Source organism: Gordonia sp. (in: high G+C Gram-positive bacteria), assembly GCF_047606305.1.
In the GTDB taxonomy this organism is placed as follows: domain Bacteria; phylum Actinomycetota; class Actinomycetes; order Mycobacteriales; family Mycobacteriaceae; genus Gordonia.
Genome location: NZ_JASGER010000017.1, coordinates 1 through 14,199, shown reverse-complemented (window position 1 = coordinate 14,199; position 14,199 = coordinate 1). Strand labels below are relative to the sequence as shown.

The 14,199-nt window shown below is 70.6% G+C and carries 12 protein-coding genes and 1 pseudogene; 6 read left to right on the top strand and 7 right to left on the bottom strand.

All coding sequences use genetic code 11. The features are described 5' to 3' along the window. Positions 1-347: pseudogene (locus tag QM634_RS03050) on the top strand (RND transporter); the annotation flags it as partial. Between the two features lie 126 nt (positions 348-473). Here the strand turns inward: QM634_RS03050 and QM634_RS03045 are convergent. From QM634_RS03045 to QM634_RS03035, 3 genes are read right to left on the bottom strand one after another with little or no spacing between them, the layout of a single operon-like run. After that, positions 474-1,124, bottom strand: coding sequence for a response regulator (locus QM634_RS03045; protein WP_415041302.1), 651 nt, complete (start codon positions 1,122-1,124; stop codon positions 474-476). Further along, on the bottom strand, positions 1,124-2,347 hold the full coding sequence (macS, locus tag QM634_RS03040; protein WP_415041301.1) for a MacS family sensor histidine kinase: 1,224 nt from the start codon (positions 2,345-2,347) through the stop codon (positions 1,124-1,126). Before macS ends, QM634_RS03045 begins: the two co-directional genes overlap by 1 nt. After that, the gene (locus tag QM634_RS03035; RefSeq protein ID WP_415041300.1) at positions 2,347-3,480 is read right to left on the bottom strand and encodes an AI-2E family transporter; all 1,134 of its coding nucleotides are present in this window, start codon (positions 3,478-3,480) and stop codon (positions 2,347-2,349) included. The genes macS and QM634_RS03035 overlap by 1 nt, the downstream gene beginning before the upstream one ends. Before the next feature lie 55 nt (positions 3,481-3,535). On the opposite strand from QM634_RS03035, the gene QM634_RS03030 reads away from it, so the two are divergent. Then, positions 3,536-4,741 carry a lysylphosphatidylglycerol synthase transmembrane domain-containing protein gene (locus tag QM634_RS03030; RefSeq protein WP_415041299.1) on the top strand — a complete coding sequence of 402 codons (1,206 nt, stop codon included), beginning with the start codon at positions 3,536-3,538 and terminating at the stop codon, positions 4,739-4,741. 5 nt (positions 4,742-4,746) lie between these two features. Continuing rightward, complete coding sequence (locus QM634_RS03025) at positions 4,747-5,172, top strand: DUF3054 domain-containing protein (protein ID WP_415041298.1); 426 nt, start codon at positions 4,747-4,749, stop codon at positions 5,170-5,172. 1 nt (position 5,173) lies between these two features. Here QM634_RS03025 and QM634_RS03020 read toward each other — a convergent pair whose 3' ends face one another. Both QM634_RS03020 and QM634_RS03015 read right to left on the bottom strand, forming a co-directional pair. Continuing rightward, complete coding sequence (locus tag QM634_RS03020) at positions 5,174-6,796, bottom strand: NTF2-like N-terminal transpeptidase domain-containing protein (protein WP_415041297.1); 1,623 nt, start codon at positions 6,794-6,796, stop codon at positions 5,174-5,176. Between the two features lie 181 nt (positions 6,797-6,977). Next, complete coding sequence (locus tag QM634_RS03015; protein WP_415041296.1) at positions 6,978-7,736, bottom strand: pirin family protein; 759 nt, start codon at positions 7,734-7,736, stop codon at positions 6,978-6,980. Positions 7,737-7,943: 207 nt separating this feature from the next. Between QM634_RS03015 and QM634_RS03010 the strand changes: the two genes are divergently transcribed. From QM634_RS03010 to QM634_RS03000, 3 genes are read left to right on the top strand one after another with little or no spacing between them, the layout of a single operon-like run. Continuing rightward, positions 7,944-9,923, top strand: coding sequence for a M13 family metallopeptidase (locus QM634_RS03010; protein WP_415041295.1), 1,980 nt, complete (start codon positions 7,944-7,946; stop codon positions 9,921-9,923). A 39-nt stretch (positions 9,924-9,962) separates the two neighbouring features. Next, complete coding sequence (locus QM634_RS03005) at positions 9,963-10,820, top strand: alpha/beta fold hydrolase (RefSeq protein ID WP_415041294.1); 858 nt, start codon at positions 9,963-9,965, stop codon at positions 10,818-10,820. Between the two features lie 24 nt (positions 10,821-10,844). Next, the gene (locus QM634_RS03000) at positions 10,845-11,963 is read left to right on the top strand and encodes a hypothetical protein (RefSeq protein ID WP_415041293.1); all 1,119 of its coding nucleotides are present in this window, start codon (positions 10,845-10,847) and stop codon (positions 11,961-11,963) included. On the opposite strand, the gene QM634_RS02995 is transcribed toward QM634_RS03000, so the two are convergent. Together QM634_RS02995 and QM634_RS02990 are read right to left on the bottom strand one after the other, a co-directional pair. Continuing rightward, positions 11,960-12,565 carry a class I SAM-dependent methyltransferase gene (locus tag QM634_RS02995; protein ID WP_415041292.1) on the bottom strand — a complete coding sequence of 202 codons (606 nt, stop codon included), beginning with the start codon at positions 12,563-12,565 and terminating at the stop codon, positions 11,960-11,962. The genes QM634_RS03000 and QM634_RS02995 overlap by 4 nt on opposite strands. A gap of 20 nt (positions 12,566-12,585) precedes the next feature. Further along, on the bottom strand, positions 12,586-14,199 hold a 1,614-nt coding region (locus tag QM634_RS02990), incomplete at its 5' end, for a hypothetical protein (protein WP_415041291.1).

Sequence of the window (14,199 nt, the reverse complement as noted above, 5' to 3'; positions counted from 1 at the left end):
CGCAGGACGGCCCCCGTGAAGCGCCGCCGATCGCCCGTCGACCGGTCGCACCGCCCGCTCCCCCGTCGCCGAGCGTCACCCGGTCGGCCCCGACCGAGGGTGGCGACGAAGCCGCTCCGGACACCGGCGCCTGGCGCCTGGGCGACGGCGGCATCCGCTTCGAGGACGCCGCCCCGGCGCAGCCTGCCGCCCCGCAGCCCCCGCAGCAGCGGGCGCCGCAGCGACCGGTCGAGGAGTCGACGGACACCGATCCCGAGGGCAAGCGCGCCGCCGGGAACCGCGACCAGGAGATCAGTGTTCAAGATCTGCTGCGCCGGGCCCGCGAACAGGGCGGCCAGGGCCAGTAACCCCGCCGAGCGGGCGCCGTTTCTTCGCCGAGTGGACGCAGGTTTTTCGCCGAGTGGGCGGCAGAATCTCGCCGAGTGGGCGCTGTTTCTTCGCCGAGTGGGCGGCAGAATCTCGCCGAGTGGGCGCTACTCCGGCTCGTCGAGCCCGTGCTCGATGGCGTAGCGCGCCAGTTCGACGCGGTTGGCCAGCTGCAGTTTGCGCAGTGACGACTGCACGTGGTTCTCGACCGTCCGATGGCTCAGGAACAGCTTCGCCGCGATCTGCTTGGCGGTCATCCCCTTGGCGACGTAGCGCAGCACCTCGGTCTCGCGCGGTGACAGGACCGGCTTCTCCGGGTCGTCGGCGCCCTCGGTCGACATGCGTCGGAACTCCCCGAGCACCAGCCCCGCCAGCCCCGGTGTGAACACCGCCTGACCGTCGGCCGTGGCCCGCACGCCGGCGACCATCTCCTCCCGCGAGGCGCTCTTCACCAGATAGCCGGTCGCGCCCGCCTTGACCGCCTCGAGCACGTCATCGCGCTCGTCGGAGGCCGAGAGGACCAACACGCGCGACGACGGCGAGGCGGCCAGCACCTGCGCGGTCGCCTCCGCACCGGTGCCGTCGGGCAGCTGCATGTCCATCAACACGACGTCGGGTTGCACGGCGGCGGCCCGGCGCACGGCGGCGCCGACCCCGTCGGCGGTGGCCACCACCTCGAATCCCTCGGCGACCAGGTCGCGCTCGATCCCGTCGCGCCACATCGGATGGTCGTCGACCACCATCACGCGGATCGCCATCAGCCCTCCTCGCCTCGCGCCGTCGGCACCGTCAGCTCCCAGTCTGTCCCGGCGCCGGGCGTCGAATCCAGCTCGACCCGCCCGCCCAGCGCCTCGATCCGTCCGACGATGGACTTGGCCACGCCCAGCCGACCCTCGTCGACCGCGGCCGCCAACCGTCCGGGCTCGATGCCGACGCCGTCGTCGCGGACGCTGACGACCACCTCGTCGCCCAGATCCTCCAGCAGCACGAACGCCTTGGCACCGGGTCCGGCGTGCCGGGCGACGTTGTCGAGCGCGTTGCGCACCGCGGCGTCGACCTCCCCGGCGACGGCCGTCGGCAGTGCCACCGGTTCGCGCGGGGTGCTCACCGACACCGTGGCGCCGGCCTGTTTGCGCAGCAGCGCCGCGAGGTCGGCGACGTCGACGGACTCCTGCCGGTAGGTGCGGTCCTCGTCGTCGCGGTCGGTGAGGAACTGGCGCAGCGCGCGCTCCTGCTCACCGGCGAGGTCGGCGAGCCCGGCGGTGTCGCCACCGATCTCCCGCCCCCGCCGCGAGATGAGCGCCAACGCCTGCAGCACGCCGTCGTGCACGTGCCGGGCCAACCGGTCGCGCTCCTCGGAGGCGGCGGCGAAGCGCGCGGCCTGCGTCAGCAGCTCGTGGTTGCGCCGCGCACTGGTCGCCGCCCACCCGACGACGAGGCCGAGGAACAGCAGCTGGATCAGTTGGGCGTTGCGACCGAGGTTCAGGTCGACCCGACCCTTGACGAACACCGACGACGCCCACACGACCAGGCCGGTCAACGCACCGCCCGACGCCCCGCCGAGGATCGCCGCGGAGATCACCGCGTTGCACGCCCACAGCGTCGTCGGCCACGCCTGGTGATTCGTGATCCACGCCGACGACGCCACGTACGACGTCGACAGGAGGAACCCGCAGGTGACCGCTAGCTCGGCGCCGACCCACTTCCAGTTGCGGCCGAAACCGGCCAGGTAGGCGACGGCGCACACCAGGGTCCACGCGACCAGCCCGATGCCCAGACCGGCCGCGACGGCCGGCCGCTCGAGATCGTTGTTCACCGCGAACTGGAACCCGACCGAGTAGACGAGCGAGAGGGCGCGGAAGACCTGCGCGGCCCGCCACAGCGGGGCGCTCGCATCCTCGTCGATGCTCTCGCGGACCCGGGTCAGCCACGCCCGACGCGCGGCGGCGCGAGAGTCGTCCGGCCCGGTCGCGCCGGTCATCAGCCGTCCCAGGTCGGCGGGTCCGGGTCGGCGGTGAGCACCAGGCCCTCGCCGTCGGCCTTCGCCGGTTCCCCCGGCCAGGCGTTCAGCTCGCGGATGGCGGTGTTCAGGAAGGCGATCAACGGGACCGCCAGCAGACCGCCGATGATGCCGGCCAGGACGATGCCCGCGGCGATCGCGAGCACGACCGCCACCGGGTGCAGGCGCACCGACCGGCCCAGCAGGAAGGGCTGCAGCACGTGGCTCTCCAGCTGCATGACCGCGACGACGATGGCCAGCGCGACCAGTGCGGCGACCCAGCCGTTGGTGACGAGCGCGACCACGACCGCCACGCCACCGGTGAGGAGCGCACCGACGATCGGGATGAAGGCGCCGAAGAACACCAGCGAGGCCAGCGGCAGCGCGAGCGGCACGCCGATGATTGCCAGCCCGATCCCGATGCCGACCGCGTCGACGAGCGCGACCGCGACCGTCGCCCGGACGTAGCCGACGAGGGTGCCGAAACCGGCGTGGCCCGCGGCGTGCACGCGCTCACGGTTCTCCGCGGGCACGAGCTTGGTGAGGAAGGTCCAGATCTGGCCGCCGCCGTAGAGGAAGAAGATCATCAGGAACAGCGTCAGGAAGGCGCCGGTGATGATCTCGGTGGCCGTTGTCGCCGTGGAGAGGGCGCCGCTGGTGAGCTTCTCCTGGTTGTGGTTGAGGAAGTCCACGAGGTCCTTGCCGACGTTGTCGACCTGCTTGCGCTCCAGCGAGACGGGCCCGTCGACCAGCCAGTCCTTGACCGAGTTGATGGTCGCGGTGACCTGCTTGGTCAACTCCGGCAGGCCGTTGACGAACTCGCGCACCACGAAGGCGAGCACCAGTCCGAGGACACCCAGGACGGTGACCATCGAGATGACCACCGCCAACGATCGGGGGACCCCGCCGCGGTTCAGGAAGTCGACCACCGGCACGAGCATCGCGGTGCCCAGGATGGCGATCGCCACCGGGACGAGCACCTCCTTGAAATGCCAGAAACCGATGAACAGCACGGCGATGAACGCGCCGATGACCAACAGGCGCCACGACCAGGAGGCCGCCGCGCGGACGCCGGGGGGAACGGGGTGCCGCTGCGCGGCCGGTGAATCACTCACGGTGCCAAGCCTAGGCAGAGTTAACGGTTTTCACAGGTTAGGTACCCTGACCGGCATGGCGAAATCGCTCGGCGCGATCTGGCAACGAAGCCGGAAGTGGCTCCGCTGGGTCGTCTTGGTCGTGATCATCGCCGTCCTCGCCGTCGAGGGATATCTGATCCGCGACCAGTTCGCCGCCGCCTGGGCGCGCGTCGGCGACGTGCACTGGGGCTGGCTCTGCGCGTGTTTCGTCGCCTCCATGCTCAACCTGGACAGCTTCGCCCGGGTGCAGCGCGCGCTGTTCCGCTCGGCGGGCGTCATCGTGTCGCAGTGGCGGTCGCTGTCGGTGATCCTGGCCGCCAACTCGTTGAGCCAGACCATGCCCGGCGGCCAGGTGCTGGCCCCGGCCTTCACCTACCGCGAGACCCGCCGGTGGGGGGCCAATCCCGTCGTCGCGTCCTGGCAGGTCGTGATGGCCGGCCTCATCGCCGGCGTGGGCCTGGCGACCCTCGGCATCGTCGGCGCCCTGATGGCCGGTGTGCGCACCAACCCGTATTCGGTGATGTTCTCGATCATCGGGTTCATCGCCTTCGTCGCCGTGCTGCAGTACCTGTCCACGCACCCGGCGACCGTGCACGCCTGGGGTTCGAAGATCCTGCGCTGGTACAACGAGCTGCGCAACAAGCCCGAGGAGTCCGGCCAGGAGCGCCTGCGCCTGCTCATCGACCAGCTGGGTGCCGTGCAGCTGACCCGCCGTGACGCGACCGTCGCCTTCGGCTGGAGCCTGTTCAACTGGATCACCGACATCTTCTGCCTGATGTTCGCCTGCTGGGCGATCGGCGCACACCCCTCGATCGCGGGCATCGCCGTCGCCTACGCGACGTCGAAGGCCGCCGGCATCGCGATCCCGCTGCTGCCCGGCGGACTCGGCGTCGCCGACGTCGCGATGGTCCTGGCCCTGGTCCCGGCCGGCATGGACAACGGCACCGCGGCCGTCGCGGTCATCCTCTACCGCCTGGTGAGCTTCGTGCTCGTGTCGCTGATCGGGTGGGTCGTGATCCTCGCGATGTACCGCAGCCGCATCAAGAACGTCGAGGACTCCGACGACGAGTTCGAAGAGAGCCTGCGCACCACCACCGGGCCCTCCGACCCGGACCGGCCGCTGGTCGACTTCACCGACGATCAGCGCCGCATGATCCTGGGCCACCACATCCCCGACGCGGCCACCGAGGACGACGAGGACGACGGCCCGACCGGCGACGACGCGTGGAAGCTACCGTAGGTCTGATGAACACCAGCGTCTCCCGCCCGGCCCTGCAACTGCCGCTCGTGGTGTCCGCCGTCGTCGACGCCGTCCTGGTCCTGCTGTTCGCGACGATCGGTCGGCGCAGTCACGACGAGGGCATCGACCCGCTCGGCATCGTGCACACCGCCTGGCCCTTCCTCGTCGGTGCGGCCGTCGGGTGGTCGTTGATGTACGTGTACGCGCAGCTCGGTTCGTCGGACTCGGGTGCGCGGGTGTACCGGCCCGAGCGCGTCCTGCCGTTCGGCGTCGTCGTCTGGGTGTCGACGGTCGCCGTCGGCATGGCCCTGCGGGCGGTCCTGCGCGCGGGGACGGCACCGTCGTTCATCGTCGTCGCGACGGTGACGCTGGCGGTCTTCCTACTCGGCTGGCGGGCCATCGCGGCCCGGCTCCACCGGCTGCGCCGCTGAGTCAGCGGGCCGACAGGTACTTCTGCGCCGCCTGCAGTGCCGCGGTCCCCGACCGCTGGCCCTCGGTGTAGATGACGATCACCTTGTCGTCGACGACGCCGAGGAACCAACCCGGTCCCGACGGGCCGTTGGTGCCCACGAGTGCGCGCAGTCCCTTCGACTTGGTGAGGTCGCTGGCGTCGCCGCTGCGGACCGTGCGGACCATCGCGTCGAGGATGGGGCGCACCAGGGCGCCGTCGAGCGTGCCGAGCTCACCGTCGTGGACCTTGGTCTCCTGGCCCTTGATGATGAACGGCGGCACCGACTTCTTCTCCCCGGACATCGCCCGGGTCAGCGCGACGCCGAGGGCGCCGACGTTGAGCATCGAGGCACGGACCTCGCCCGGCCGGTAGTCGGCCTGCTCGACCGTCATGCCCGTGCTGCGCGGCGACGAGGCGCCCGGCACGGTGAAGACGACGCCCAGGCCCACGCGGTCCAGCAGCTCCTCGGACGACGTGCCGGTGGCCTTGGACTGCTTGGCAATCGCGTCGAAGACCGGCGACAGCGACGACCCGGTCGGGTACTCGCCGTCGATGCTGATGCCGCGCGCGGCGGCCGCGTCGTTGCGGCCCATCCCGAGGATCCCGCCGGTCTTGCCGTCGAGCGCGAGGATGGTCGTCGGCTGCGCGACGTCGAGAGCCGCATCGCCGATGGCGCGCTGGACGCGCGGGTCGACGGTGGTCGCGATGTTGCCGCCCGCCGGGCCCTGCTCACCGTCGAGCCGCTCGGTCTTGCGACCGGGCTGCGCGGCGATGATCTGCCAGCCGGCGGTCGCGTCGCGCAGTGCCTGCCAGTAGTTGCTGAGCCCGTCCTCGAGGGGTGAGTCGAGCTGGCGGTTGGCCATGACGAGCTTCTCGTACTTGTGCACGCTGACGCCCGGGATCTTGGCGGGGTCGGTGGTCAGGACCTTCATGTCGGGGTCGCGCAGGGTCACCGCGACGACGGCCTGGCCGGGGTTGGCGGCGGTCTTGCGCAGGATGACGTCGGAGGTGATCTGGGGTGCCATCGGCGCGATGGCCCGGGCCGCCGCGCGGACGGTCGAGCCGAGGTCCTTGGTCAGGCCGGGGTCGACGACGATGTCGTTGACCTGCTGCATCACCATGAACGGCTTGCCGCTGGACGAGAGGACCCGCGGCGCGGGCTTGGCGTCGGTGCGCACGTTGGCGAGGTGGCCGCCCGGGTGCAGACCCGGGTAGATGAGCGCGGGCTCCCACTGCACGCGCCAGCCCGACGACAGCTTGCGCGCGGTGCCGAGCGTTTCGGTGCTGAACTTGCGCTTGTTGTCCCAGCGGTAGGTCGTTTGCAGGGTGAAGCCGGCGGTGCCGTCGTTGAAGTCCTCGGCGCGCTTGACCTTGGTGTCCACGCCCATGGCGTGCATGCCGTCCATGGTCGCGGTGAGGGTGTCGGCGGCCTGCCCCGGGGCGGTCGTGAGTGCGGCGGCCTTCTGGATGTTCTGCTGCGAGATCGCTGCCGCATAGTCGTGGACGACGCCGGCGGCGCCGGTCGGCGTCGACGAGCACGACGTCGCCGCTGCGCAGCACGCCGCGGCGGCGATGACCGCCAGTGCAGAATTCCGTGACCTCATAAGTCACAATTTTCACATTAGTCACACATGATGGCGAGCCAGGTGCGCACCGGGTCCGTGACGATCCCGTCACGCCTCCATAACGCCGAGTGGGCGGTCATTTCCGCCGAGTGGGCGGTAGATCTCGCCGAGTGGGCGGTCATTTCCGCCGAGTGGGCGGTGAATCTCGCCGAGTGGGCGATCACTCTCCGAGCGACGTGCCCATGACCCAGACGAGCGCCTCGGCCGGCCCGTCCGACTCCCCGACGAGGGCGCAGCCGCCGAGATCGGCTCCGCGCACCGCGTCACCGACGAAGAGGGTCTCGTCGTCGAACCGCATCGCACCCTCGGTGACGAAGATGTGGGTGAACCGACTCGCGGGCAGTCGCACCCGTTGACCCTTGTCGAGGCGCGCGGTCCACAACGTCGCCGAACGATTCCGGATACGGATCGCCGCGTCGACCGCCGGATCGCCCGATGCAATCGGGATCAGTCCGCCGGTGGCGAGGTCGGCGCTGACGTCGGCTTGGTCGTATCCGGGGTCGAGACCGAATTCATCGGGCAGGACCCACATCTGTACGTAGCTGACGTCGACGGTCCCGGCTCCCTCGACGCGCAATCCGTCGGACGAGGTCCAGGTGTCGTTTCGCTCGGAGTGCTCGACGCCTGTGCCGGCACTCATCCGCTGCGCGAGGCCCGGGTAGACGACGCCGCTGTGTCCGCGCGAATCCTGGTGGACCAAACTGCCCGACCGCACCCAGGTGATGATCTCAGTCTCGCGATGGGGGTGCGTGTCAAAGCCCTGCCCGGGGCGCAGCGTCTCGTCGTTGTTGACCAGCAGCACGCCGTGATGCGTGTTCTCCGGGTCGTAGTGATCGCCAAAGGAGAAGCTGTGCGACGACGACAGCCAGTCCGTCGTCGTGTGGAACCGGTCGCCGGCGCGGAGCACCGAATAACTCATGCCTCCAGTCTGGCACCCGGCGAGGCAAGTGCCCACTCGGCGGACGTGAGGGGCCCACTCGGCGAGATTCACCGCCCACTCGGCGAGATTCACCGCCCACTCGACGGAAATGAGCGCCCACTCGACGAGATTCACCGCCCACTCGACGGGGATCGAGCGCCCACTCGGCGCACTTCGGGAGTCCACTCGGCAAGAAATTCCGGCAGGATGGAAACCGTGACTGCGACGACCTCCCCCTCCGGCATCGACTTCTCCTTCACCGACGACTCGGTGCGCGCCCAGGACGACCTGTACGCGCACTTCAACGGCAAGTGGCTCGCCACCCACGAGATCCCCGCGGACCGCAGCATCGACGGCTCCTTCCTCGTGCTGCGCGACCGCGCCGAGGAGGACGTCCGCGACATCATCACTGCCGCGGCCGACTCCGGGGCCGCGCCGGGCAGCGACGAGCGCAAGATCGGCGACCTCTACGCGTCGTTCATGGACGCCGACCGCATCGAGGAGCTGGGCCTCTCGCCCGTCACCGGCGGACTGTCGGCCATCGATGCGATCACCGACCAGGCCGGCCTCGCCCAGGCGCTCGGCGCCTTCCAGCGCGGCGGCATCGGCGGACTGTTCGGCGTCTACGTCGACACCGACTCCAAGAACTCCGACCGCTACCTCGTGCACATCGTCCAGTCCGGTCTCGGCCTGCCCGACGAGTCCTACTACCGCGAGGACGCCCACGCCGACACCCGCGCCGCGTACGTCGCGCACATCGAGAAGATGTTCACGCTCGCCGGCGTCGACGATCCGGCGGGAGCCGCCGCGACCGTCATGGATCTCGAGACCGCGATCGCCGCCCACCACTGGGACGTCGTCAAGCGTCGCGACGCCGACGCCACCTACAACCTCACCTCGGCCGCCGACTTCGCCAAAGAGGCGGGCGCCTTCCCGGTGGACGTCTGGATCACGACCCTCGCCGGTGGCGACACCGACGCCTTCGCCGAGGTGAACGTCGGACAACCGTCGTTCATCACCGGCGTCGCCGGATTGCTCGCCGACCGCCCGCTCGACGACTGGAAGACCTGGCTGCGCTGGAAGCTGCTCCACTCGGCCGCCCCCTACCTGCCCGCGGCCTTCGTCGACGAGAACTTCGACTTCTACGGCCGCACGATGTCCGGCGCACCGGAGATCCGCGAGCGCTGGAAGCGCGGCGTCGGGTTCGTCGAGGACGCCGTGGGCTTCGCCGTCGGCCGCCTCTACGTCGACGAGCACTTCCCCGCCGCGGCGAAGGCACGGATGGACGAGCTGATCGCCAACCTCGTACAGGCCTACCGGCGCAACATCACCGATCTCGACTGGATGACCCCGGCCACGCGCAAGAAGGCCCTCGCCAAGCTCGACGCGTTCAACCCGAAGATCGGCTACCCGGCCCACTGGCGCGACTACTCCGCGCTGACCGTCGACCGCGACGATCTCATCGGCAACGTCGCGCGCGCGTCGGCCTTCGAGTACGACCGCGAGCTCGGCAAGATCGGACGGCCCGTCGACCGCGACGAGTGGTTCATGACCCCGCAGACGGTCAACGCCTACTACAACCCGGGGATGAACGAGATCGTCTTCCCCGCCGCCATCCTTCAGCCGCCGTTCTTCGACGCCGAGGCCGACGACGCGGTCAACTACGGCGGCATCGGCGCGGTCATCGGCCACGAGATCGGCCACGGCTTCGACGACCAGGGCGCCAAGTACGACGGCCAGGGCAACCTCGTCGACTGGTGGACCGATGCGGACCGCACCGAATTCGCCAAGCGGACCCGCGCCCTCATCGACCAGTACGACGAGTTCACCCCGACGGGTCTGTCCCCCGACCACAAGGTCAACGGGGAGTTCACCATCGGCGAGAACATCGGCGACCTCGGCGGCCTGTCGATCGCCCTCGTCGCCTACCGCCTGGCGAACCCGGATCCACCGGTGATCGACGGGATGACCGGCGAGCAGCGGCTGTTCTACAGCTGGGCGCAGATCTGGCGGACCAAGACGCGCGACGAGGAGGCGATCAAGCGACTCGCGATCGACCCGCACTCGCCGCCGGAGTTCCGCTGCAACGGGGTGATCCGCAACGTCGACGCCTTCTACGACGCCTTCGACGTGCAGCCGGGCGACAAGCTCTACCTCGAGCCCGACCAACGGGTCCGCATCTGGTAGCCCTGTCCGAAAACTAGAACGTGTTCTAGTATGGCCCTCGTGGATGTCTCATACGACGCGACCAAACGCGAACTGGCCACCGACAAGGGCGTTATCCGGTACCACGAGGCCGGTGACCCCGACGCCCCGCCGCTGATCCTGCTGCACGGCTCCGGCCCGGGCGTGACCGGCTGGCGCAACTACCGCAACAACCTCGCCTACTTCGCGCAGACCCATCACACCTTCATCCTCGAGTTCCCCGGCTTCGGCGTCAGCGACCCGGTCGAGGGGCACCCGGTGCTGACCGCCGGCAGTTCGGTGACCCGCTTCATGGACGGCCTCGGCATCGAGTCCGCACCGATGATCGGCAACTCGATGGGCGGCGTCGTCGGGATCAACCTGGCGATCAAGAAGCCCGAGCGCGTGGCCAAACTCGTCACCATCGGCGGTGTGGGGCCCAACGTCTTCAGCCCCTCCCCCAGCGAGGGCCTGCGGCTGCTGCAGGAGTTCACCGACGCCCCGGACCGCGACAAGCTCATCCGCTGGCTGAACTCGATGGTCTACGACCGCTCGATCGTCACCGACGAGCTCATCGAGGAGCGCTGGGAGGCCGCCACCAATCCGGACGCGCAGCAGACCGCCGCGATGATGTACGGCTCCAAGGCCTTCGAGATGCAGCAGCAGTTCATGGCCGCGGCCGATACTCCGCCGTACTGGGCGATGATGCACAAGGTCGCATGCCCGACCCTGCTGACGTGGGGCCGCGACGACCGGGTCAGCCCGCCCGACATGGCGATGGTCCCGATGCGCCTCATCCCCGACGCCGAGCTGCACATCTTCCCCAAGTGCGGACACTGGGTGATGATCGAGGCGAAAGCCGCCTTCGAGGCCACCGTCTCGGCGTTCCTGAACCGCTGACGAGCGGGCTCTAGACTTCACAGGGTGTCCGACGACGTCCAGGTCTTCCCCGGCGACCCCGACGAGTGGCGGTCGGTCGACGCCCTGCCCGGCGCGGGCACGGGTCTCGACCCAACCGGCGAAAACCCGGGCACGGTCGACGAAAATCCGGGCACGCTCGGCGAAAATCCGGGCACGCTCGGCGGCGAAGAGGGCGAGAAGCGGCGGCGGCGCACCACGTGGATCCTGAGCGGACTGGCCGTCGTCCTCGGCACCGCGCTCGTCGCGGGACTCATGGCCGTGCAGCGGGCCCGCAGCGACCCCGACGCCACCCCGGCCGGGGTCGCGACCGCCTACTTCCAAGCACTCGCCGACGGTGATGCGCAGCGCGCTCTGTCGTACTCGTCGAGCACCCCGGTCACCACCGAGTTCCTCACCGACGAGATCCTGCGCCGGCAGACGGCGAAGACCCCCATCAGCGAGATCCGCGTGGTGCGCGAGAGCGGCGGCACGACGACGTCGACGGTCCGCGTCGCGGTCCGCTTCGGCGACAACGACTCGGAGGTCACCCTGCGGCTGACCAGGGCCGACGGCAGCTGGAAGCTGCGGCACAGTGCCGTCGAGGTGCGTGGCCTGCCGGGCGACAACGCGGGTCGGGTGCTGCGGCTGTTCGGCAAGCCGGTCACCGTCGGCACCATCGCCCTGTTCCCCGGCTACGTCGAGTTCGCCACCCCCAACCCCAATTTCGCGGTCAGCTCCAACGAGTTCGTCAAACCCGACTGGCTGTTGCCCGGCGGGGTCTTCGCCGGTCAGCTGCGCGTGCGCGTCACCGCGAGCCCAGCCGGTGCCGACGCCGCCGAGAAGGCCATCCGCGCCGCCTTCGACAGGTGCCTGCAGTCGACCGACCCCACCCCCGAGGACTGCCCCAACCGGGTCCGCCAAACCGGTGCCGTCCCCGGATCGGCCCGGTGGGGCAAGGTGGAGATCCCCAGCCTGAGCCGGTCGTACTTCAACCGTCGACGAGGCGCATTGCTGTTCTCGCTGGGCATCATCGAGTTCCCGGTCAGCGTCAGCACCCCCGCGGGCCCGACCACCGACGTGGTGAAGCGGTACGTCGTCGCGGAGGTCGACCTGTTCACCAACCCGCCGACGGTGACGTTCTAACCGGTCGGCTTGCGCAGGATCGACACGGCGAAATCGGCGTCGTCGTGCCAGGGCCGCAGATCCCAGGTCGCCAGGCGCAGGTCGAGCGCCAATCCCGCGTCGGCGACGGCGGCGTCGAAGTCCGCCACCGACAGGTCCCGGTCGGTGTGGAACCCGACGACGATCCGCCCGTCGTCGACGAGGTGGGCGGCGAGCCGCTCGAGCACCTGCCGCTCGGTGCCGGGTGCGAGGAAGACCATCACGTTGCCCGCGCACACGATGAGGTCGAAGGGTTCGGCGATGCCACAGGCCGGCAGATCGAGCTCGGCGAGATCCCCGACGAGCCAGGTGGGCCCGGGGTGGTCCTGCCCGGCGGCCTCGATCAGTTTGGGGTCGACGTCGACGCCGACGACCGTGTGCCCGACCTCCTGCAGGTATCCGCCGACGCGGCCCGGCCCACAGCCGGCGTCGAGGATTCGCGCTCCGCGGGGCGCCATCGCGTCGACCATCCGGGCCTCGCCCACCAGGTCGGCGCCGTCGGCGGCCATCGTGCGGAAGCGCTCGATGTACCACTCGCTGTGGCCGGGTTTGGTGTCGGTCATCCATCGGGGCTGCGGGGTCATGCCGTCAGGATAGGCGGCCGCTATCCGGGGCCGGGGACATCGGGTTCGCGCGGGACGTACGGCCTGACCGCCCGACCCCGGATCACCGCGACCATGTTCGCGAAGGCGTCGCTGTCCGGGTCGTCGAAGTAGGCGCCGTGCCCGTGCCGGCCCCGGACGCGCTGCCCGTCGGCGTAGTCGCCGCTGTCCATCCGCGTCACTCCGCGGGCGGTGTCCGGGTCGCCGCCGTGCACGCCCGACGACTGGATCGGGTGGATCGGATCACCCGGCGGGGTGATCGAGAAACGTTGGGGCCCAGCTGGATTCGACCACGCATCGGCGCCGCCGGGGAGCATGCCCGTGCCCGACGCCGACGCGTACACGACCCGGTCCGCCCGTAGTCCGAGCTGTTCGGCGGTCCCGACGACCGCCCCGCCATAGGAGTGCCCGAGGTACACCGTGGCCGCCGCCGGGGCGTGCGCGGCGACCTCCGCGTCCAGCGACCGGCCGAATTCGACCAGCCGCGGCGCCATGCTCATCGCGTACTTCGACGACAGCGCCGACGGCAGATCGGGCGGGAACTGGCCGTCGAGGTAGAGGAACACCGGCGAGCCGCTGCGATTGGCGAAGTTCCACGCCGCGGTGCGGTTGGCGCCGGCGGTGTCCAGCTTGGTGCCGGTGCCGGGGACGTAGACCGCCACCGACGTCGTCGTCGGGCGCACGGCGCCGAACATCTCGATCGCGCGCCCGCTGGGCGTGTTGGCGAAGGCGACGAATTGACGGCGCACGCGACGGTGGGGGGCATGCGGGTCGGCGATGGTGCCGAGCATCTCGCGCAGCTGCCGCGCCCGGGGGCCGTCGCCGACGCCGCGGCGCACCTGCGCCTCCAACGCCTCCTCGATGGCCCGCCGGTTGGCGGCGATCCGCACGGCGAACGGCACGCCGTCGAGGTTGCCCAGCACACCCGGGTTCGCCGCGACGAGTCGGTCGATGTCGCGCGTGCTCATTCGGGCGAGCAGGTCCCGGCGCTGCTGCGGCGTCATCGCGGCGAGCCGGGTGACCACGGCATCGGGGTCGCGGCGCCCCTCCGGGGTGAGGACGTCGACATGGCCGTGGACCATGGCGGTCAGATCGGCGACCAACGCGTCGAGCCGGGCGGCGTGTCGACGGTCGGTCTCGTCAAGGGCGGTCAGGGCCGCGCGCAGCCGGGCATCGGCCTCGTCGACGGCCTCCCGGTTCTCGGCCTCGGTCCCGGCAAACGAGTGAACGTCATCGGCAGGGCGGCCACCCGCACCACCCCGGGCGACGTCCGCCTCGGCCGCCAGCCGGAGCACCCGCTCACGACCGTCCGACAGCTCGGCGCCGGCATCCTCGGCCGCGTCGGCGAAGGCGGCCAGCACCCGCGACACCTCCTCGACGTGGTCGACCTCCTCGGCGAACCGCGATGCGGCGAATCCCCGCGCCGCCCCGCGCCACCGGGAGGTCCGCTCCAGCGCCGCCTGGCCGGTCCGGATCTCCTCGCGCAGGGTGCGGCCGTTGGCCCGCGCCTCGCGCGCGGCCTCGTCCAGCGGCAGCGCCGGCCACCCCGTCACCTGGTCCGCGGTGAGCATCAGCGGTCCGCCAACGCGGCCAGGGCACGGGCGGCGGCCTCGTCG